Genomic DNA, 21,885 nt, shown 5'->3' with positions numbered 1-21,885 from the left:
TGTGACGCTGTCACTTTTTTATGATGATGTTACTTATGTTTTAGTCAGCGGTATTGATTAATAATTTTGTTTGAAGATTGAATAAGTTAGAAAGGCAACAGACTTTTTGTTGCCTTTCATGCTTTTATCAATCGAAATAATTTATGGTTAAAATTAATCAACTAATGGAATGACCAGTTTGCCCGGTTTGATTTCAAGACCTTTAGCGAGTTTCTTCGCAGTTGCTTCAGCAGCACCATTATCTGGATTTAACACATAAACAGGCTGAGTTTCAAAGAAAGTTTCAAGGGAACTATTTAAGTAAGGAATAACAGCTGACATTGCCGTATCCATATTTTCGGGTGTTACCTTGTAACTGCTAATATTTAACTCTTTTAAGTAAATTGAGCCGGTTTTGGCGTCAAAATAAGGACGAGCAGTGAGGGTCAGGTTAATTTGTGCTTCTGCTTTACCAATCAGCGAGTCTAATTTAACGCTTGCATCCCCTGTCAACGCGACTTTTCCAGGTTCACTGCGGCCGATTTCTGATTTTAAATTAGCGAGTTGAATATCCGCATCAGCAAAGCCAGTAATGCCGACCTTGTGGTCATATTTTACTTTATTAGCAAGATAATCATTAATTTGTGATTCACTAATACTAAACTCAGATAATTGACTACAACCCGATAAGAGAGTGAGAAAGCCCACCATAGCGGCGATTATAAACTTCTTCATAAAGACTCCTTTTACAGTAATACCGCTAGTTTAGCGCATTACTGCCCACTCAACATGACTGTTTCAATTTTTTTACGGTTAAATTGCTTATGCAGTGCCCATAAAGTGATAAAACCGATGATCCCTAATAAGAACCAAGGTAATTGTGGCATATTCCATTGGTGGCCAATATCGTACATCCAGCCGCCACCGGTGTAACCGACAGCTCCGCCTAAAGCAAGGCCTAAGCGGCTAAAGCCCATATAGCTCCCTCTGGCTCTTGGGTCAGCAAGTGATGCGCTTAGTGTTTCTCTAGCGGGGTCGGCAGTCACAGTACCTAAATAAAATAGGCAAATAAGGGCAAATAGCGTGTTGAGTGAGGTTGTCATGCCAATTGGAAACATGCTGAGACTCATTAAAAATAGCCCGGCCATGAGCCGTTGCTCAAGGCGAAAATGTTTTTCGCTCCAACGAGCAATAGGGTAAAGCAATGTTAAGGATATCGCTGCTTCAATCGCATACATCCATTTGACGGCAGTTGGCGTCCCTGCTAACTCATTGACAACAATAGGAAACATAAGCATCACTTGTACTGACAACATAAAATAGCCAGCTAAAGTGACTACATAAGTCACAAAGCGTTTGTCTTTTAGTACACGGCCCATACCTTCTTTAATAGGGGTTCTGATGGTTGATATTCGATAAGCAGGTAACAACCAAGCATTACAGATAGCAGCAATAATAAAAACAGCAGCGCCAACCCAGCAGACATAATGGAAGTCATATTGTAATAACCAACTACCAATCAACGCGCCAATAACGGCTCCAGCACTGTCTTGCATTAAGAGTAAAGAATAAAAACGGCCGCGTTCATAAGGGCGAGTTAATTTAATAACTAATGCGGTTCGTGGGGGATCAAACAAGGTTCCACCCAGTGCAGAAAGGACGCAAGATAACCATAAAACCCAAGGGTCATGGGCCACTGCCATCACTGCAAAACCACTGGCACGTAATAGCATTCCAATAACAATCATGGGTTTCGCACCAAATCGGTCAGCGATAGCACCGCCAAAGATACCTAAACCCTGTTGAACAAACTGACGAAGCCCTAAGGCAAAACCCACCACCACGGCGGCCCAACCTAGTTGATCAACAAAACGAATGGAAATAAGCGGAAAAACAACAAAAAAGCCGAGGACAACCAACATGTTGTCAAGCAAAAGGAAATACTTACCAAGGCTTCTTGCCCGTGACACCTGCGCCATGAGACACCATCAGAAAAATAGCAAAGAGGGAATGATGCTTAAAATTAGTTATTAATAATATCAGTATATTGAGGTTTGATAGATGATATTTTTTTATCGATAAATATTCGTCATACTTCACTCTGTGACGGTGTTGACTGCGTTCGGCTCCTTGGGTCACATACTTGAGTATGCTCCCCAAGCTATCCTCTCTGGTCGCCTAGTCACAGAGCGAATTATTTAGAATATTGATAGGGGGCCATACTTCACTCTGTGACGGTGTTGATTGCGTTCGGCTATTTGGGTCACATACTTGAGTATGCTCCCCAAGCTATCCTCTCTGGTCGCCTAGTCACAGAGCGAATTATTTAGAATATTGATAGGGGGCCATACTTCACTTTGTGACGGTGTTGACTGCGTTCGGCTCCTTGGGTCACATACTTGAGTATGCTTCACAATGAAGGCATCTAGTGATGTATTCATATTTTAATTTACGTAACATATTTTTCGTGAATGAATTGTAAGCTACACTTTAACGTTCTAAGTTATTGGCTTGGAACTAAAGAAAATATCTGGCTTTTTATTAATTAAGGGTTAACGATGTTTGGTTATCGTTCAAATGTACCGAAAGTGCGTCTTGTCACTGATAGAATGGTTATTCGTTTGACTTACGAACGTGATAATTATCGACTAGCTGATTATTACAGTCTGAATAAAGACTTTTTAATTCCGTGGGAACCCATCAGGGACAACTCTCATTACCAGCCCGCTGGCTGGCATAATCGGTTACAAGTCATGAATGAAATGCATCGAGAAGGAAGTGCTTTCCATTTCTTACTATTAGATAAAGAAGAAAACGAAGTTATGGGGGTAGCGAACTTTAGTAATGTATTGCGCGGCTCATTTTATGCCTGTTACTTAGGCTATTCACTAGGTGAAAAATGGCAAGGACAAGGTCTAATGTATGAAGCGCTAACCCAAGCGATTCGTTATATGCAACAGCACCAAAAAATGCACCGAATTATGGCAAATTATATGCCTCATAATATGCGTAGTGGTCATTTATTGACTAAGCTTGGCTTTGAACGTGAAGGCTATGCAAAGCAATACTTACAAATTAATGGTGAGTGGCGTGACCATGTATTGACGGCATTGACAGATAACACTTGGGCGCTGAATAAAGCCTAAATTCCTAATTTACTTTTCAATCGTAGTCAGTTGCAGCGCTCGCTGTTAAACTGATGCGATTGTATTCTTTTAGTCTATCAATCATGAATTTATTAAAATCGTTGGCGGCAGTAAGCTCCATGACCATGATGTCTCGTGTGCTTGGGTTTATTCGCGACGCCATTATCGCTCGGGTTTTTGGTGCAGGAGCCGCGGCGGACGCCTTTTTTGTCGCATTTAAGCTACCGAATCTTTTACGTCGAATTTTTGCCGAAGGTGCATTTTCACAAGCTTTTGTCCCAATACTGGCGGAATACAAAAATCAGCAGGGAGAAGAGGCCACTCGTACATTCGTCGCTTATATTGCTGGGATGCTAACCCTTGCTTTGGCGATTGTAACTATCCTTGGTATGATTGCTGCCCCTTGGATCATTTATGTCACCGCGCCTGGATTTACTGACGATGCTGACAAATTTGCGCTGACGACAGATCTTTTACGAGTCACATTCCCTTATATTTTTCTGATCTCTCTGGCCTCTCTCGCTGGGGCTATCCTGAATACTTGGAACCGTTTCTCAGTCCCTGCATTCGCGCCAACATTGCTCAATGTCAGTATGATCATTTTTGCTGCTTTTGCAGCCCCATACTTTAACCCACCCATAATGTCATTAGCATGGGCAGTGCTGGTTGGCGGTGTTTTGCAACTGGTCTATCAGCTACCACACCTTAAAAAGGTGGGCATGTTAGTGCTACCGCGCTTATCATTTCGTGATAGTGGGGTTTGGCGTGTAATGAAAATGATGGGTCCCGCTATTATCGGGGTTTCTGTCGCGCAAATTTCTTTGATTATCAATACGATATTTGCCTCTTTTTTACAATCTGGTTCAGTATCATGGATGTACTACGCCGATAGGCTAATGGAGTTACCATCAGGGGTACTTGGAGTAGCTCTTGGAACGATTTTATTGCCATCACTTGCGAAAAGCTTTACGAGTGGCAACCAAAACGAATATCGTCACTTGATGGATTGGGGGTTACGCCTTTGTCTGCTACTGGCACTACCTTGTGCGTTAGGGTTGGCGATACTCTCTGAAGCATTAACCGTATCTTTATTCCAATACGGTAATTTTACGGCGCATGACTCACTTATGACACAATATGCCTTAATTGCCTATTGTGTCGGGTTAACTGGGATGATTTTGGTGAAAATTTTGGCACCAGGTTTTTATTCACGCCAAGATATTCGTACCCCAGTGAAAATTGCGATTGTCACGTTAATCTTAACGCAACTGATGAATTTAGCCTTTATTGGGCCATTACAACATGCAGGTTTAGCTTTATCCATTGGGTTAGCTGCCTGTTTTAATGCGGGAGTTCTCTATTGGCAATTGCGCAAGCAAGATATTTTTCAGCCTTTAGCGGGCTGGAAAGGGTTTATCGTTAAACTATTGATAGCGTTAATTGTAATGGGTGCCGTGCTATTTGGTGTCTTACATTTTATGCCGTCTTGGCAAGAAGGTAATATGCTGATGCGTATGCTACGTTTGATAGGCGTCGTGATTGTTGGCGCGGGGAGTTATTTCGTTGCTTTATACGTGCTTGGGTTCCGCCCTCGTGATTTTATGAAACGCAGTATTGCCTAATTAATAAGTATGTCAATGACCTTAAAAGCCCAATTTTAATGAGGAGAGCTCATAAAATTGGGCTTTTTTATCTCTGTAATCTACGTAGTTAAGGTGCCAACAGGCATAAATTCTTTCCCTTCAATTTCTAATTATCTACTCAAATTTATTCTCTTTATAACTGAATTATTAATTTCAAAATTATTTCATGAATTTTCAATTAATTGTTTTTATTGATAAAAATAATATCCAGCTCTATTTCTGGGGTATATTTACTGGGTTGTTGTGACAGCAATTAATTTCAGGGGAGTATTCAATTTATTGAATATTATTTGTTGACTGATGTCAACGGAATGGCTATGTTATGTATCAAGGAGGTCGATGAAAAAACACCCAAATAAGCATGTTCAGGCAGCTATTGAATATGCGATAGAAAATGGCTGGGTCTGGGTTACAGCAGGAAACTCATCACATACTTTTTGCAAGTTACGCTGTGGTAACGCAGTGGGTGAACACAAAACACATGTGATGAGTGTCTGGTCAACGCCAAAAGTTATGGAAGTGCATGCTAAACAGATAATACGTAAAGTGAATCACTGCATTGCTCTTTTAGGTTAATCCAAGCGGCTTAGGCCGCTTATTTATGTAAGATGGGGAAATTATGGCGCTATTTACTTTCACATTAACACTATCGGGTGTGACTGCTGATACGGAAGGCTTAGTTGATACCTTATTCGCCGCAGGCTGTTGCGATGCATTGGTGTGCTTTTATGGTAAATCGGTTTATTTAGAATTTGATAGGGAAGCGGAATCTTTTGATCTTGCAATTGAAACTGCGATTACAGATGTTGAAAGTACATCGCTGAATATAAAAGTGGAATCTATTGATTCCGCTTTGGTTGGGTTAAGTGATATTGCAGAATTGACAGGGCTAACCCGTCAAGCAGTGGCTTTGCTGAAAGATGGGGATCGAGGTAAAGGCCATTTCCCTACACCCGTACAACGTTTGAGAGGGACATCCCCGTTATGGGACTGGGCGAGTGTTGCTGATTGGCTACAACAGAATAACCGATTGTCGAATAACCCTGAACTTTATGAACAAGCAAAAATACTTTGTAAATGGAACTTAGTACTCCGTAATTGCGCAAATGAATATATCGATGAATTACAAAAACGAACAACAAAGTTAGCGAAACAGCGCAAACAAAAACGGCTCACCAAAGTGAACCGTTAATAGACTATTTATTGATTTGAATTACATTCTTTCAACGGTTTCAATACCCAGAGTATCTAAGCCCGTTTTTAGAGTTTTTTGAGTTAATGCAGCCAATTTCAAGCGGCTTTGGCGCTGGGCTTCGTCATCGGCTGACAAGATAGGGCAGTGCTCATAAAAGCCTGAGAATAAACCAGCTAGTTCATATAAATAAGCACACATCACATGAGGTGTACCATCACGAGCGACAGTTAGAATGGTTTCTTCAAACTGTAACAGACGTGTCGCAAGCGCAATTTCACGTGGGTCTTGTAATGAAATAGGCAGAGTTAAGTCTGCATGGGTTAAATTGGCTTTCTTGAAAATAGAAGCCACTCGAGTATACGCATACTGCATATACGGCGCGGTATTTCCTTCAAAAGCTAACATGTTGTCCCAATCGAAAATATAATCTGTCGTTCTGTTTTTGGACAAGTCAGCGTATTTAACGGCGCCAATACCGACAACATTTGCGACATTGAGCAATTCATCTTCAGGCATATCTGGGTTTTTCTCACGGATCAGCGCTTGAGCACGTTCAACCGCTTCATCCAGTAAGTCTGATAAACGAACGGTACCACCTGTACGAGTCTTAAATGGTTTGCCATCTTTACCTAGCATCATACCGAACATGTGGTGCTCAAGTGCCATTGATTCAGGGATATAACCTGCTTTACGGACGATGGTCCATGCTTGCATTAAATGTTGATGTTGGCGAGAGTCAATATAGTAAAGTGAGCGGTCAGCATGAAGGGTTTCATAACGGTATTTCGCACAGGCAATATCAGTTGTTGTGTACAAGAAGCCACCATCTTTTTTCTGGACGATCACGCCCATTGGTTCGCCTTCTTTATTTTTAAATTCGTCGAGGAAAACAACCGTTGCGCCTTCACTCTCAACAGCTAAACCTTTGGCTTTTAAGTCTGCAACAATACCGGGTAGCATACTGTTATATAAGCTTTCGCCCATCACGTCATCTTCGGTTAAAGTGACATTTAAACGGCGATAGGTTTCTTGGTTTTGCTGCATAGTGATATCCACTAATTTGCGCCACATTTGACGACAATATTCATCACCGGATTGCAGTTTCACAACGTAGCCACGAGCGCGGACTGCGAATTCTTCATCTTCGTCGTAGTGTTTTTTGGCTTCGCGATAAAATTCTTCGAGGTCGGCAAGTGCCATATCTGTGGCATCTTCATTTTGAACTTTCTCAAGATAGGCAATTAACATACCAAATTGCGTACCCCAATCACCGACGTGGTTGGCACGGATGACTTTATGACCAATAAATTCTTGAGTACGTGCCGCAGCATCACCAATAATGGTGGAGCGTAAGTGGCCTACGTGCATTTGTTTCGCGACATTAGGCGCAGAATAGTCAATGACAATCGTTTCAGGCTTGACGGGCGCGATGCCTAAGCGCTGGGAAGCCAATGCCTCTTCAACATGCTTTTCAACCCAAGTTGGCTCAAGGAAAATATTAATAAAGCCGGGGCCTGCAATTTCAACTTTGCTGGCAATCCCTTCCAAATCTAAGTGATTAACAAGCTGTTCAGCCAGTTGTCGCGGAGCTATCCCCATCTTTTTAGCAGCGCCCATCACTCCATTGGCTTGGTAATCACCAAACTGAGCTTTAGCGGATTGACGCACAAGTGCATCACTGTCTTCTGGAGCACCCGCTGCTAACATCGCAGCACTAATTTTATCTGAAAGAATCGCCTGAATATTCACCGAATTACCTTAAATTACGAACATAGTTACCGCATTGTGCCATCACATGCGCATAACTAAAAGGTGGAAGAGAAAAATCGGCAGCTTTTATACCACATTTTGGGGCTCTCATGCTACAGTCTGCGCCACTGTTTAGCAGATAAGTTTTTGTAAAGGGGGCGTTAAGTGCCACAGTTTAGCAAAATTTCGCAATTACAAGATTTATGGGATGACCTACCTATATTCATAGGTAAATTACAACAGATGGCGCAAGAGATAAACGTATTATTGTCATCCTTTCCGATTGACCATATTTCAGTGCGTTGTCATCATATTGCAACTGCAGAACGTTGGCACCAAGGGTTAATGCAATGTGCCCAACTTTTATCTGATAATATAATTAATGGCCGACCGATTCGTTTATATGAGCTAAGTGAGCCATTAAATATCGCGGGTCAAGATGTATTTATCATTGAGTTGCCTTTTCCAAAGGACAAAATTTACTCGAAAGAAAGTTGGGAACATATCGAAATGGTAATAGATGTTGAGCCGAATCAGCTAGAAACCGCGGCATTGCAGTTGTTACCTGAACCTTTACCCCAAGGGTATAGCATTAAAATGAGCCAACCCAAAGGGCAGCAAGAAAGGTTGCCAAATCCAACATTAGCAGTGTCAAATGGTGAGATAACAGTTAAATACCATCCATTCCCGCTAAAAAAGATAATTGAAAGTGAAAAATAAGTGATGTAATTAACGTTATTGATCAATAGTACCCGTTAACTTTTGGCGGTGTGATATCTATCCGATAACATTTTTTGATAAATGGCATTATTAGGCGAATTGTTAACGTTTAACATTAAATCTTTCATTATTTTTTGGGCACATAAAGCCAGTGTTTTATTGCTCTATTTCGGAGGTTGTCATGGCAAAACTGGAAATCTGTTGTTTCGGAATTGAATGTGCCCAAGTGGCTCAAGAATATGGTGCAGATCGTATCGAACTGTGCTCTGGCGCCGCTGATGGTGGTCTGACACCCAGTTATGGTTACCTGAAATTAGCGAAAGAGAAACTACATATTCCTGTTCATCCTATTATTCGTCCTCGTGGTGGCGATTTTTGCTATAACATCAGTGAGTTTGATGTGATCCGTGAAGATTTAATCATGATTAAGGAAATGGGCTTTTCAGGCGCCGTTATCGGTATATTGGATAGCGAAGGGCGTATTGATATCAACAGGATGCAAACGTTGATGGAAATAGCTCAAGGGATGAATATTACTTTCCACCGCGCATTTGATATGTGTATTAACCCATCGTTAGCTTTAGAACAATTAAAGGAACTCGGCGTGGCTCGCATTTTAACTTCTGGGCAGCAACAAAGCGCGGAGTTGGGCTTACCTCTCTTGAAAGAGTTACATGAAAAAAGCCAGCAAATCAATGGCCCACAAATTATGGCGGGTGCGGGCGTACGTTTAGCTAACCTAAGTAAATTCATGGAAATCGGTTTATCTGAGGTACACAGTTCCGCAGGGAAAACGGTACCATCAACCATGAGTTACCGCAAAGTAGGCGTTACAATGGCTTCTAATAGCGAAACCGATGAATTTACTCACTATTGTGTGGACGGCCCTACAGTAGAAGCGATGAAGGACTTTATTTCTATTACAGAAAAAGTTTCCGTTTAATTGCCGCTAGCCATAATACGCAGCTTTACTATTTACCTGCACGGCTTTGATATGGAAATTTTAAATAGATTGTTATTCACTAAGGAAAATCAATTAGTTGGTTTTTCTTAGTGTTTATTAGCTACCATGTAGTTAATTATTGCTAAAATAGTCGATAGAAATACTAATAATATGACTTATTTATCATTAATAGCTTAATTATTGCTTGTGTTGATGCATGTCAATTAACCACTTTTTTTATAAGGCTACTATCTAATTACTATAAGAATACTAAGTAATTCAATTTATAATAATTAATAAGGTAGCAATGTAATGATCAATAAAATCAGGGAAACAGCGCTGAGTAGGCGACAGTTTATTCAAACTTCTGCCTCTATCGCTACAACAACGGCTATCGCCAGCTCTATCTCTCTACCTTTTTCCGCTCAAGCAACACCAACCATCACAATTCAACCAGATGAAGTCAGTGAAAAAATCAAATACAGCGCATGCTTAGTTAATTGTGGCAGTCGTTGCCCACTTAAAGTACATGTGAAAGATGACGTCATTACTCGTATATCGAATGAAACCATGTATGACGACACGCAATTTGGTTTACATCAAATACGTCCTTGTTTGAGAGGGCGCTCTGTTCGCTGGAAAACCTATAACCCAGACCGCTTGAAATACCCATTATTACGTACAGGTAAACGGGGAGAAGGCAAGTTTAAACGGATCAGTTGGGATGAAGCAACGACGATTGTGGCGCAAAAATTGCGCTCAACCATTGATACATATGGCAATGAAGCGATTTACTATCAGTATGGTTCAGGATCTACCGGTGCTAATTTACAAGGACGTAATGCTTGCAAGCGGTTATTAAGCCAATTAGGTGGGTTTCTTGACCAACATGGAACCTACTCAACCGCACAAATAAACGGTGTTATTCCGTATGTTTATGGCAAGTTGGATGATTCGCTGTTATCTGAAATAGCCAATAGCGATTTAGTCGTCATGTTTGGCCATAATATCGCGGAAACACGGATGTCCGGTGGTGGGCAATTCTACGAAACCTTAAAAGCGTTGGAAAAAAGCCAAGCTAAAGTCATTATTATTGACCCACGTCGTACTGATAGCGTGACAACACTAGGTGCTGAATGGATCCCGATTTATCCGGGCACTGACGGTGCGCTTGTCGCTGCGATTATCCATACATTAATTAAAGAACAATTAACGGATGAAGCCTTTTTAGCTCAATACTGTGTGGGTTGGGATAGTCAGACACTCCCTGAGTCTGCACCAAAAAATGGTTCCTATAAGGATTATATTTTAGGGCTCGGTGATGATGGTATTGAAAAAACGCCGCAGTGGGCTAGCCAAATTACAGGCGTCTCACCAGCTCGTATTATTCAACTGGCTCGTGAGCTGGGTAATGCAAAAGCCGCGTGGATTTCTCAAGGTTGGGGGTTACAAAGAACGGCATCAGGTGAACAAGCTGCACGGGCTGTGATGATGTTACCCATTGTTACGGGGCATATTGGACGCCCAGGAACGAATGCGGGAGGATGGGGAGGAAACGTAGCGTATTCTGTGCCAGGTTTTGCTATTCCAAACCCAGTTAAAACCAAAATTCCGTGTTTTATGTGGACGGATGCGATAGCGCGCGGTACCGAAATGACCGCGACAAACTCGACACTGCTCGGTAAAGAACGACTTGAAACCAATGTGAAGTTTTTATGGCACTATGCGAGTAATGTCACGGGTAACCAACATTCTGACTTAAATAAAACCCACAAAATTCTAACGGATGAGTCCCTATGTGAATTTATTTTGGTTTGGGATACGCATATGACGCCATCGACTAAATATGCGGATTTAATTTTACCTGATGTGACCAGTGTTGAATCGAATGATTTAATTAATAACTCGTATGCCAGTGGTGCTTACCATTATGCTATCCGCCTACAAAATGCGATTACGCCATTATGGGAATGTCGCCAATCTTATGATGTTTTAACTGATATCGCTGAAAAACTGGGTATTAAAGACCAATTTACCGAAGGCCGTACTCATGAGCAGTGGATAGAACATTGCTATAACTTGATGCGAGAAAAAAATCCACATTTGCCAACATTCGAAGAAACGAATGACATGGGAATTGTTGATAGAAAATTGGCGAATAGTGCAGATTATATTGCTTTAAAACCATTCAGAGATTCACCTGAAACCTCACCATTACCAACACCATCGGGTAAAATTGAAATTTATTCAGAAAGGCTCGCTAAGATAGCGAAAGAGTGGGATTACCCTGCTGACCAGCGAATACCTGCTGTGCCTGAATATTGTGTAAATACTGAAGGCGTCGAAAACAAGCAAGCTAAACAAAAATACCCGCTGCAAATGACTGGCTATCACGATAAAGGCCATGCGCATTCTTCATATTTTAATATTGCGATGCTACGCGAAGCCGTTCCGCACCAGTATTGGATTAACCCAATTGATGCGTCTGCTCGTGGTATTCAAGATGGTGATATGACTGAAATTTTCAATGACCGTGGACGTATGCATATTAAAGCAAAAGTGACAGAACGCGTATTACCCGGTGTGATTGCAGTTCCGCAAGGTGCTTGGCGAGAAGTCAATGAAGAGGGGGTCGATATTGGTGGCTGTATTAATACACTCACCACACAGCAGCCTTCCGCTCTCGTTAAAGGAAATCCGCAACATACTAACTTAGTTGACGTGAAACGTGCATAAGGAGTGACGAATGAAACAGTATGGTTTTTATTTTGACTCAACAAAATGCACAGGTTGTAAAACGTGTCAGGTGAGTTGTAAGGATGAAAAGGACCTTGATTTAGGGCCTAAATTCCGTCGGGTATACGAGTTTGGTGGTGGAAGTTGGCAACAGCAAGAGGGGATATGGCAACAGAATGTTTATAGTTACTATCTATCAATTTCCTGTAATCATTGTTCTAACCCTACCTGTGTTGCAGGTTGCCCAACCGGTGCAATGCATAAACGTGAACAAGATGGGTTAGTAGTAGTAGACCAAACCATTTGTGTCGGGTGCCGTTACTGCGAACTACGTTGTCCATACGGCGCACCACAGTATGACGAAAAGAAAAAATTGATGAGTAAATGCGATGGGTGCTATGAGCGGGTCGAAAAAGGGATGAAACCTGTTTGTGTTGAATCTTGTCCACAACGCGCATTGGACTTTGACGATATCAACATTCTTCGCGAGCGCCATGGCAATATTAGTGGGATTGCCCCCATGCCAAACCCAGCTCTTACTAATCCTAATATTGTCATTAAGCCGCACAAGGATGCTAAACCTTGCGGTGACAAGAGCGGTAAATTACAAAACCCAGCAGAGGTATAACATGCACGAACTTCCACTCGTTTTTTTCACCGTATTGGGGCAGTCGGCAGCAGGTTTATATTTATTGGTATATGCGAGCCGAAAACTGGGCATGTTGAGCGAAACCCAATTGCGTCATTCCAATATAGCGGCATTTGTCATTATGATCATTGCGCTAGCCATCGGTGGGCTACACGTTGGGCAGCCTCTGCGCTTCTTTAATATGCTTTTAGGTGTAGGCCGTTCACCAATGAGTAATGAAGCTTTGCTTAGTGGTATTTTTGTTGCTTTTGGGGCTGCAACTTTATTATTCACCTTATTTATTAGAAATAAAGCGCTGAGTGAACTGTGTAATGTTGCCACGGTTATTTTTGGTTTGGCATTCGTCTGGTCAATTCCTCAAGTGTATAATATTGCGACGGTAGCCAATTGGTTTACTGTTTTCACAACAGTACAAATGTGGATGACTCTGTTAGTTGCTGGTGGCGCATTGGCTATTCTATTCGGTGCTCAGCGGTTAGGGGCGATGGCATTTTTGATTGGTTCAATTATTATTTTTGCCACTCGTGCCGCTTATGTGTCATTTTTAGGCGAAATAGGACCAGAGATTAGTGCAGAACAAGCTGGTTTTTGGAGCTTCCAGTTAGTCGTATTAGCGGTGATGCTGTTTGTTTATCCGGCTCTGTTATATCGCGGAAGAAACTCATCTGTAATATTAGGCTTATGTGCGCTAGCCGTTATTTTAGCGGAGTTAGCTGGCCGAATTGCCTTCTATAATTTATGGCAAATAACAATGTAATATCTTGATAAAAATGAAATAAAATGCCTACGACGTAATTGCCATAGGCATTTTTTTATGGTTTACGAGCAACTAAAATAGCGCGTAATGGTGCAGGGTAGCCCTCGATAGTTTTGGTTTTATCATTAGGGTCTAAAAATTCAGCCAATGAATCTGTTTTCATCCATTGTGTGCGGCGTTGCTCTTCCAAAGAGGTCACTTCTTGGTCAACAATCCGGACATCAACAAAACCACATTTTTCTAACCAAACTTTGAGCATTTTAGCGGAGGGAATAAAATAGACATTACGCATTTGAGCATAACGGTCACCGGGGATCAAACACTGAAATTCATCCCCCTCAATAACTAGACTCTCTAAAACCAATTCACCTTCGCTCACTAATTGGTTCTTAAGTTGCCACAAATGGTCGAGCGGTGAACGGCGGTGATAAAGTACACCCATTGAAAACACAGTATCAAATGCCTTTAACTCTGGCAGTTGTTCGATACCTAAAGGCAATAAGTGCGCACGTTGGTCATCGCCCAATAATTTTCTCACCGCCTCAAATTGGCATAAAAATAATTCAGTTGGGTCGATACCGACAACAAATTTGGCATCTTGCCCTAACATACGCCACATGTGATAGCCACTGCCGCAACCAACATCTAAGACATAACGGTCTTTTAGTGATGAAATATGAGGTAATACGCGATCCCATTTCCAATCAGAGCGCCATTCAGTATCAATATTCACACCATAGAGAGAAAAAGGGCCTTTACGCCATGGCATTAATTGTTCAAGAATATTATTCAGGCGCCGAGTTTCACCCGCAGTGAGCTCGGGTTCACGTGTAGCAGTCACGCTGTTGCGTAAATCTAAATCAGTTGGGACCATTACAGGTAGGTTATCTAGCATTTTTTCCCATGAAGAAAAACCACCGTGTAACCCTTGTTTTTTCCATGCTGAAAGTTGTGCCGGAAGCGTTTCAAGCCAATGACTTAGGGGGCTAACCGCAATTTGCTGGTAAAAACGACCAAAATCAATCATGCTTAGGCCTCTTTAACCGCTAACAGTGAACCAAAATTAAAACACTGGAACCAAACTTCACAGTGAGTAAACCCCGCATTTTTTAAACGCGCTTTATGTGCTTCAACAGAATCTGTGAGCATCACGTTTTCTAACATGCTACGTTTTTGGCTGATTTCTAATTCGCTATAGCCATTCGCCCGTTTGAAGTCGTGATGCATATTGAATAATAACTCACCGATTTCTTTATCTTCGAAGTTAAATTTCTCAGAAAGGACTAAAATACCGCCGGGTTGTAGCCCTTGATAAATTTTACTGAGTAATAATTGGCGATCTTCTGGGTTGAGAAACTGCAAAGTAAAATTGAGCACAACCATAGAGGCGTTTTCAATATTTACATCACGAATATCACCTTCTATAACTTCAACCGGTGTGTCAGCACGATAGGCATCAATATGGCGGCGGCAACGTTCAACCATTGCAGGGGAGTTATCAACAGCAATAATTTTGCTTTTTTCTACTGTAATATTACGCCTTATCGATAAGGTTGCTGCACCTAAAGAGCAGCCTAAATCGTAAACATGGCTGTTGGGTTTGACAAAGCGACCCGCTAACATGCCAATCATCGTAATAATATTAGAGTACCCTGGCACGGAGCGTTGGATCATATCAGGGAATACTTCAGCAACTTTTTCATCGAATTGCCAGTCACCAAGGTTAGCGATAGGCGCAGAGAAAAGGCGGTCTTTTGAGGTTGGATCCGAGTTTGACATAAGTTCTGTATTAATCAAAAACAAAAGTAGGGAAGGATTGTATCAGAAAGGCAGTCTACTGAAAATCAATCCATAAGCAATGAAATAATGAGCGGCACATTAATAATTCGTGCCGTTACAGAGAATAAAAACTAAAGATTAAATGAAACGATTTGTAGCCAAGGTAGGTAATAAGTATTGGCGATAACCATCAGCGCCATGGCAAGGTAAGTTGCTACCATGCCTGAACGGCGATATGAGTAATCGTGATTTTTTAAACCATAAGAGTGCAGTATTCGCCCTGCAATTAAGATCAAGCCACAAATATGAATCATCCACACTTGTGCGCCATTCATTTCCATTAAAAGCAATAAAATTAAAGAGATGGGAATGTATTCGATGGCATTACCATGAACGCGGATTGCGGTTTGTAACTCATAAAAACCGCCATCACCATAAGCTATACGGTATTGATTACGCAGCTTCACAACATTTAAGGATAATCTAAGCAGCAGTAAGGCACCCAGTACAGCGTACAAAGAGCTGACCATTTTTTACTCCACCATAAAACGAATCAAACTATGAAAACACCTAAAAATATAAGTTATAGTAATGGGTATTAACAATATTTGGTGAATTGTAAATCCTAAAAAGCCGTTCGACAAATGAAATCACAACTTTTTTAAGTAATCATATATGCTTTATTGAATTAATCCGTCTTTTTTTAATTGTGACAGAATGGTCACTGCCGTGCTTGAGCAGCGAGGTAAATCGTTAATGCTAAACCAATCCAATTCGGCAATCTCAGCAGCAGGATGGGGTTCGCCTCTATAGTCCGCAAAGTAGCAACGAATACGGACTTGCGTTCCATCTGATTTTCCATCAGCAGGGCCAATAAACTCGCCATAAAACCGGATAGAACTGATAACTAAGCCGAGTTTTAATTCTTCGGCAATCTCACGGCAGAGTGCTTGTACATCCGTCTCACCTTGTTCGCGTTTTCCACCGGGTATATAAAACAAACTTTTATTATGGGAACGCACCATCGCAATTTTGTGATCTGATAGGGTGATTAACCCAAGCTTATCGATGATTTTAACACTCATAATAGGGTCACTCTATTATTTACTGATGATAAAATAATTATGGTTATAAGTGAGTCATTAAGTAAACTGATAAAATTACTTAATGACTTAAATTAAATTTTTAAATGCTATTTCTTTTCAACGATTTTTATCAATTCATAACGAATACTTGGGGCATCAGCCGGTGGGTTAGGTACATCGAATTGCTTCACTTGTACAGTATAAGAGAAGCCTGGTTGATATTCGAAGCCTTGAATTGAGCTATAAAAAAGTTGCCAGTCATCACTTGGGTTTTCTTTCACTTTCATACACTTCATTGGGGCAACGCCCATACAATCAGCAAGTGAAGAATCAATATAAAAAGTTTTTGTATTATCAGTCTCTGCGGGTTTCATGTTTTGGCATCCAGCGAGTAGTACGAACATGGAAGTGGCAAGTAAAAATTTTTTCATGGGCAATCCTTAAACTGCAGATGATGATTAATTCAGCGTTATATCTATATATTTTTGATTATAGCAAACTGAAAAAGGTAACGATTCTGAAATAGAAAGATTAATGATTAAAGAGGTATTTATTAATCAATAATTGAATTGGAATGCATTAAGTGGTGATTTTTTACTCAAAAAGGCTTCAAACTGATGAAATAAACCTTTGCTGCAATATGTACATGGTGCGGATAGTCCCTTAAAATCGATAGGATCATCGTGATAGACGTCTATCTCGCTATTCAATTTTATTATTGTTGATTAGTAAAACAATAATTGATGAAAATATGATTAAAAACAAAATGGTTTACGCGTTATGTAGAATACGTAACTATTTGTCTAACAGAATTTCCTGTATAATGTCTGCCTTTTTGACATTCTGAATTTTCAGCCCGTGTTTCGCAAATAAATAGGGTTCAGCAAAATGCCAAAATCCCGCAGCAAGCAAAAGCACAACAGCTGAGTAAAAGGATATTGTATGCGTACTAATTATTGTGGGCAGTTAAACATCGCTCACGAAGGCCAAAAGGTCACTCTTAGTGGATGGGTAAACCGCCGCCGCGATTTAGGTGGTTTGATTTTTATCGATATGCGTGACCGTGAAGGTATCGTGCAAGTTTTCTTCGATCCCGATCGTAAAGACATATTTGAAAAAGCGTCAGAGCTGCGTAATGAGTTCTGTATCCAAATCACAGGGACAGTACGCGCACGTCCAGATAGCCAAAAAAATAAAGACATGGCAACGGGCGAAATTGAAGTTTTTGCTGAAGAACTGAATGTTTTTAATAAGTCAGAGCCACTGCCGTTAGATAGCAACCAAACAAATACAGAAGAGCGTCGTTTAAAATATCGTTATTTAGATTTACGTCGCCCAGAGATGTCTGACCGTCTGCGTACGCGTGCTAAAATCACCAGCTTTGTTCGTAACTTTATGGATAAAGAAGGGTTCTTGGACGTTGAAACGCCAATGCTAACCAAAGCAACGCCAGAAGGTGCTCGTGACTATTTAGTACCAAGCCGTGTTCATAAAGGTAAATTTTACGCATTACCACAATCACCACAATTATTTAAACAATTGCTGATGATGTCAGGTTTTGACCGTTATTATCAAATCGTAAAATGTTTCCGTGATGAAGACCTACGTGCGGACCGTCAACCTGAATTCACCCAAATCGATGTTGAAACCTCGTTCATGACCGCAGAGCAAGTGCGTGAAATTATGGAACGTATGATCCGTAATTTATGGTTAGAGGTAAAAGGGGTTGATTTAGGCAACTTCCCAATCATGACCTTTGCGGAAGCTATGCGTCGTTATGGTTCAGATAAACCAGACTTACGTAACCCAATGGAGCTGGTGGATGTTGCGGATATCGTAAAAGATGTTGAATTTGCGGTGTTCTCAGGCCCAGCAAACGATCCGAAAGGTCGTGTTGCGGCCCTGAAAGTCCCCGGTGGCGCAGCTATGACCCGTAAACAAATCGACGAATATGGTCAATTCGTTGGTATTTATGGTGCGAAAGGCTTGGCTTGGATGAAAGTCAACGAGCGAGCTAAAGGCCTTGACGGTATTCAAAGTCCAGTTGCAAAATTCTTGAGTGAAGACGTGATTAACCAGTTATTAGACCGTACTGGTGCCGTTGATGGCGATATCTTGTTATTCGGCGCGGGCGCGAAAAATGTGGTGACCGATTCAATGGGTGCGCTACGCTTGAAAGTCGGTCGTGACTTTGAATTAACCGATTTAAATAGCTGGCAGCCACTGTGGGTGATTGATTTCCCAATGTTTGAAGATAATGGTGAAGGCGGGTTAACTGCGATGCACCATCCATTTACGTCTCCTAAAGATTTCTCACCTGAAGAACTGGCGAGTAAACCTGAAGAAGCCGTTGCTAATGCGTATGATATGGTCATCAATGGTTACGAAGTTGGCGGTGGTTCAGTCCGTATTCACCGCAACGAAATGCAACAAACGGTATTTAGTATTTTAGGTATTAATGAAGAAGACCAACGCGAAAAATTTGGCTTCTTATTAGATGCATTGAAATATGGTACACCACCACATGCAGGCTTAGCATTTGGTCTTGACCGTTTAGTGATGCTGTTAACAGGAACAGATAATATTCGTGATGTTATTGCTTTCCCGAAAACAACAGCGGCCGCGTGTCTAATGACGAATGCACCGAGCCATGCTAACCCGGATGCATTAACGGAACTTGCTATCGCTGTGGTTGCGAAAGACGAAGAGTAAGTTCAATGAAAAAATATAAGCACCCAGAATCAGTATTAGTCATTATTGTGGCTCAAAATAGTGGACGGGTGCTTATGTTACGACGTAAAGACGACCCAGACTTTTGGCAATCAGTGACCGGAAGTTTGGAGCCTGATGAAAAACCGTATGAAACGGCGTGTCGTGAAATTAAAGAAGAAACAGGTTTTGAGGTTGAACAAAACCAGCTGCAAGATTTGTCGCACAGTATCATCTTTGAAATTTTCCCACATTTCAGGCATCGTTATGCACCCGATGTTACGCATTGCAAAGAACATTGGTTTAAAATGGTGCAAAGTGAAGAAAAAATGCCATTACTGACGGAACACAGCGAATATCGTTGGCTAGCACCAGATGAAGCGGCGAGCTTAACGAAATCCTGGAGCAACAGTCAGGCTATTTTAGAATTTGCTGTTTAATTATTTATTGACGTTTTTTGGAGATATTTCATGGCAGGTCATAGTAAATGGGCCAACACCAAACACCGTAAAGCGGCACAAGATGCTAAGCGCGGTAAAATTTTCACTAAAATTATCCGTGAATTAGTGACTGCAGCGCGTTTAGGTGGTGGTGATCCCGCAACAAACCCACGTTTACGTGCAGCGGTAGATAAAGCATTATCTAACAACATGACTCGTGACACCTTAAACCGTGCTATCGCTCGTGGTGTTGGTAATGATGATAACGATAATATGGAAACCATCATTTATGAAGGTTATGGCCCAGGCGGAACGGCTGTTATGGTTGAATGTTTAAGTGATAACCGTAACCGTACTGTTTCTGAAGTGCGTCATGCATTCACTAAAACGGGTGGTAACTTGGGGACAGACGGCTCTGTTTCTTACTTGTTTACTAAACGCGGCGTAATCACTTATGCGCCTGGTGTTGATGAAGATGCGATCATGGAAGCGGCATTAGAAGCGGGTGCTGATGATGTTGAAACTTATGATGATGGCGCAATCGATGTTTACACAACGCCAGAAACTTTTGGTGAAGTGAAAGATGCATTAGATGCTGCGGGTTTCACCAGTGAAGCTGCAGAAGTCTCAATGATCCCATCAACTAAAGCCGAGTTAGATGCAGAAACAGCGCCTAAATTGTTACGTCTTATCGATATGTTAGAAGATTCAGACGACGTTCAGGAAGTTTACCACAATGGTGATATTTCTGACGAAGTCGCTGCCACACTGTAAGTTGTGAGGCACTAAATGGCGGCCTAGTCATTTAGCATAATCCGCGTAGAGAAAGCGGGCTGATGCAGCCTGTTTTCTCTAACGCCTTCGATGCTTTCCTTCCTTTTATTCGCTATACTTGGCTAAGTATCAGTGCCATAACTCGCCTTTATTATCACTATTCTGAATGTTGGATTTGATATTCAAATAGCTATTTGATTGAAATTGATAGTATTATGAAGCTTATTAGAACAACATGATTAATATAAAGAGGCATAAGTAAATTTATATGGCGATTATTTTAGGTATTGACCCTGGCTCTCGTGTTACGGGGTACGGTGTTATTCGCCAACAAGGCCGGCAACTACTGTATTTAGGTAGTGGGTGTATTCGTACACAAGTTGATGATTTACCAAGCCGTCTGCAACGAATTTACGCGGGCGTCTCGGAAATTATCACTCAATATCAACCGGATGTATTATCCATTGAACAAGTTTTTATGGCGAAGAATGCGGATTCAGCATTAAAACTTGGGCAAGCTCGGGGGGTTGCGATTGTCGCCGCTGCAAACATGAATATACCCGTATTTGAATATGCAGCACGTCAGGTCAAACAAACGGTGGTAGGCACAGGAGCCGCAGAAAAAAGTCAAGTACAACATATGGTTAAATCGATTCTGAAGTTGTCAGCGAGTCCACAATCTGATGCGGCAGATGCTTTGGCAATTGCGATAACACATTGCCATTTCAATCAAAACCTTTTAAAAGTTGGCGACCCACGGTTAGTTTTAACTCGAGGTCGTTTAAGATAGCGAGTTTATCTTAAACAGAATTGCTTATTAATAAATAGCGCGTAGCTGGATATGCATCCAGCATTTTTTATGGTATAAACAACAGTATTAATGATAATAAACCAACCTGTTCAGGGTTTAGATAGTATGTTCAGGGGTTAGGTAGCAATAGAGGGCTTCAATGTGATAGGTCGTTTACGTGGTATTGTTTTAGAAAAGCAACCTCCAATCGTATTATTAGAACTACAAGGTGTTGGTTATGAAGTCCATATGCCAATGACTTGTTTCTATGAGTTGCCCGAAATTGGTCAAGAAGCGATTGTGTTCACTCACTTTGTTGTTCGTGAAGATGCTCAATTACTATATGGGTTTAATGATAAGCAAGAAAGGGCGCTATTTAAAGAGCTGATCAAAGTAAATGGTGTTGGCCCCAAATTAGCCCTCGCAATTTTATCCGGTATGTCTGCTCAACAATTTGTGTCCGCTATTGAACAAGAGGCTATAGCATCACTGGTTAAATTACCTGGAATTGGTAAGAAAACCGCAGAACGTTTAGTGGTCGAAATGAAAGACCGCTTCAAAGGCCTCAATGGGGATTTATTTAATCAAAATAGCGATATTAATCTGCCAAGTGTAAATAGCAAAGTACCAAATATGGCTGATATCGAAGCGGAAGCTGCAGCCGCACTGATTGCTTTAGGGTATAAACCACAAGAAGCAAGCCGTATGGTGAGTAAAGTCGCAAAACCGAATAGTGACTCTGAAACACTGATCCGTGATGCCCTTCGTGCAGCACTTTGATTGAGAGATTT

22 protein-coding genes are annotated in these 21,885 nt (G+C 41.3%); 14 read left to right on the top strand and 8 right to left on the bottom strand.

The features are described from left to right. Window positions 1-153 precede the first annotated feature (153 nt). Entirely contained in the window at window positions 154-714 is a 561-nt protein-coding gene (locus PZ638_RS11610; RefSeq protein ID WP_094962528.1) for a lipoprotein, read from the bottom strand. Window positions 715-752: 38 nt separating this feature from the next. Next, window positions 753-1,958 carry a multidrug efflux MFS transporter MdtH gene (gene mdtH / locus PZ638_RS11605; protein ID WP_004255096.1) on the bottom strand — a complete coding sequence of 402 codons (1,206 nt, stop codon included), beginning with the start codon at window positions 1,956-1,958 and terminating at the stop codon, window positions 753-755. A 579-nt stretch (window positions 1,959-2,537) separates the two neighbouring features. On the opposite strand from mdtH, the gene rimJ reads away from it, so the two are divergent. From rimJ to PZ638_RS11585, 4 genes are all read left to right on the top strand, one after another. Beyond that, window positions 2,538-3,125: a ribosomal protein S5-alanine N-acetyltransferase gene (gene rimJ / locus PZ638_RS11600; RefSeq protein WP_094962953.1), complete on the top strand. Its 588-nt coding sequence runs from the start codon at window positions 2,538-2,540 to the stop codon at window positions 3,123-3,125. A gap of 83 nt (window positions 3,126-3,208) precedes the next feature. Continuing rightward, window positions 3,209-4,747, top strand: a complete 1,539-nt coding sequence (murJ, locus tag PZ638_RS11595; protein ID WP_094962954.1) for a murein biosynthesis integral membrane protein MurJ — start codon at window positions 3,209-3,211, stop codon at window positions 4,745-4,747. Window positions 4,748-5,107: 360 nt separating this feature from the next. After that, a complete protein-coding gene (locus PZ638_RS11590; protein WP_094962955.1) occupies window positions 5,108-5,344 on the top strand; it encodes a hypothetical protein in 237 nt (78 codons plus the stop codon). A 43-nt stretch (window positions 5,345-5,387) separates the two neighbouring features. Continuing rightward, the gene (locus tag PZ638_RS11585) at window positions 5,388-5,960 is read left to right on the top strand and encodes a helix-turn-helix transcriptional regulator (RefSeq protein WP_206277312.1); all 573 of its coding nucleotides are present in this window, start codon (window positions 5,388-5,390) and stop codon (window positions 5,958-5,960) included. Between the two features lie 21 nt (window positions 5,961-5,981). Here the strand turns inward: PZ638_RS11585 and argS are convergent, their stop codons facing one another. Continuing rightward, window positions 5,982-7,712 carry an arginine--tRNA ligase gene (gene argS / locus PZ638_RS11580; protein ID WP_094962957.1) on the bottom strand — a complete coding sequence of 577 codons (1,731 nt, stop codon included), beginning with the start codon at window positions 7,710-7,712 and terminating at the stop codon, window positions 5,982-5,984. A 165-nt stretch (window positions 7,713-7,877) separates the two neighbouring features. Between argS and PZ638_RS11575 the strand changes: the two genes are divergently transcribed. The 5 genes from PZ638_RS11575 (at window position 7,878) to PZ638_RS11555 (ending at window position 13,517) form a co-directional block, all read left to right on the top strand. After that, the gene (locus PZ638_RS11575) at window positions 7,878-8,432 is read left to right on the top strand and encodes a VOC family protein (protein WP_094962958.1); all 555 of its coding nucleotides are present in this window, start codon (window positions 7,878-7,880) and stop codon (window positions 8,430-8,432) included. Between the two features lie 181 nt (window positions 8,433-8,613). Then, window positions 8,614-9,375: a copper homeostasis protein CutC gene (gene cutC, locus PZ638_RS11570; protein WP_004255070.1), complete on the top strand. Its 762-nt coding sequence runs from the start codon at window positions 8,614-8,616 to the stop codon at window positions 9,373-9,375. 312 nt (window positions 9,376-9,687) lie between these two features. Beyond that, the gene (locus PZ638_RS11565) at window positions 9,688-12,111 is read left to right on the top strand and encodes a DMSO/selenate family reductase complex A subunit (protein ID WP_110591666.1); all 2,424 of its coding nucleotides are present in this window, start codon (window positions 9,688-9,690) and stop codon (window positions 12,109-12,111) included. Window positions 12,112-12,121: 10 nt separating this feature from the next. After that, window positions 12,122-12,739 (top strand): DMSO/selenate family reductase complex B subunit, encoded by a 618-nt coding sequence (locus PZ638_RS11560; RefSeq protein ID WP_096864850.1) that lies wholly within the window; start codon window positions 12,122-12,124, stop codon window positions 12,737-12,739. A 1-nt stretch (window position 12,740) separates the two neighbouring features. Continuing rightward, the gene (locus PZ638_RS11555; RefSeq protein ID WP_206277310.1) at window positions 12,741-13,517 is read left to right on the top strand and encodes a dimethyl sulfoxide reductase anchor subunit family protein; all 777 of its coding nucleotides are present in this window, start codon (window positions 12,741-12,743) and stop codon (window positions 13,515-13,517) included. 55 nt (window positions 13,518-13,572) lie between these two features. Here PZ638_RS11555 and cmoB read toward each other — a convergent pair whose 3' ends face one another. The 5 genes from cmoB to PZ638_RS11530 all read right to left on the bottom strand — a co-directional run bounded on the left by cmoB (window position 13,573) and on the right by PZ638_RS11530 (window position 16,812). After that, window positions 13,573-14,544 (bottom strand): tRNA 5-methoxyuridine(34)/uridine 5-oxyacetic acid(34) synthase CmoB, encoded by a 972-nt coding sequence (cmoB, locus tag PZ638_RS11550; RefSeq protein ID WP_094962962.1) that lies wholly within the window; start codon window positions 14,542-14,544, stop codon window positions 13,573-13,575. 2 nt (window positions 14,545-14,546) lie between these two features. Then, window positions 14,547-15,296, bottom strand: coding sequence for a carboxy-S-adenosyl-L-methionine synthase CmoA (gene cmoA, locus PZ638_RS11545; RefSeq protein WP_004255051.1), 750 nt, complete (start codon window positions 15,294-15,296; stop codon window positions 14,547-14,549). Between the two features lie 131 nt (window positions 15,297-15,427). Beyond that, the gene (locus tag PZ638_RS11540) at window positions 15,428-15,826 is read right to left on the bottom strand and encodes an MAPEG family protein (protein WP_004255048.1); all 399 of its coding nucleotides are present in this window, start codon (window positions 15,824-15,826) and stop codon (window positions 15,428-15,430) included. A gap of 150 nt (window positions 15,827-15,976) precedes the next feature. After that, a complete protein-coding gene (locus tag PZ638_RS11535) occupies window positions 15,977-16,381 on the bottom strand; it encodes an NUDIX hydrolase (RefSeq protein WP_144139911.1) in 405 nt (134 codons plus the stop codon). 107 nt (window positions 16,382-16,488) lie between these two features. Further along, window positions 16,489-16,812, bottom strand: coding sequence for a DUF4377 domain-containing protein (locus tag PZ638_RS11530; protein WP_004255044.1), 324 nt, complete (start codon window positions 16,810-16,812; stop codon window positions 16,489-16,491). A 511-nt stretch (window positions 16,813-17,323) separates the two neighbouring features. On the opposite strand from PZ638_RS11530, the gene aspS reads away from it, so the two are divergent. From aspS to ruvA, 5 genes are all read left to right on the top strand, one after another. Further along, a complete protein-coding gene (aspS, locus tag PZ638_RS11525) occupies window positions 17,324-19,093 on the top strand; it encodes an aspartate--tRNA ligase (RefSeq protein ID WP_004255040.1) in 1,770 nt (589 codons plus the stop codon). Between the two features lie 5 nt (window positions 19,094-19,098). Continuing rightward, window positions 19,099-19,530 (top strand): dihydroneopterin triphosphate diphosphatase, encoded by a 432-nt coding sequence (gene nudB / locus PZ638_RS11520; RefSeq protein ID WP_096864855.1) that lies wholly within the window; start codon window positions 19,099-19,101, stop codon window positions 19,528-19,530. Between the two features lie 30 nt (window positions 19,531-19,560). Next, window positions 19,561-20,304 carry a YebC/PmpR family DNA-binding transcriptional regulator gene (locus PZ638_RS11515; protein WP_004255032.1) on the top strand — a complete coding sequence of 248 codons (744 nt, stop codon included), beginning with the start codon at window positions 19,561-19,563 and terminating at the stop codon, window positions 20,302-20,304. Window positions 20,305-20,572: 268 nt separating this feature from the next. Next, window positions 20,573-21,094 (top strand): crossover junction endodeoxyribonuclease RuvC, encoded by a 522-nt coding sequence (ruvC, locus tag PZ638_RS11510; protein ID WP_004910683.1) that lies wholly within the window; start codon window positions 20,573-20,575, stop codon window positions 21,092-21,094. 162 nt (window positions 21,095-21,256) lie between these two features. Next, entirely contained in the window at window positions 21,257-21,874 is a 618-nt protein-coding gene (gene ruvA, locus PZ638_RS11505) for a Holliday junction branch migration protein RuvA (RefSeq protein ID WP_206277309.1), read from the top strand. Window positions 21,875-21,885: the final 11 nt, after the last annotated feature.

This window comes from Providencia hangzhouensis, assembly GCF_029193595.2.
GTDB classification, from domain to species: domain Bacteria; phylum Pseudomonadota; class Gammaproteobacteria; order Enterobacterales; family Enterobacteriaceae; genus Providencia; species Providencia hangzhouensis.
This window is presented reverse-complemented; position numbering and strand designations above follow the sequence as displayed.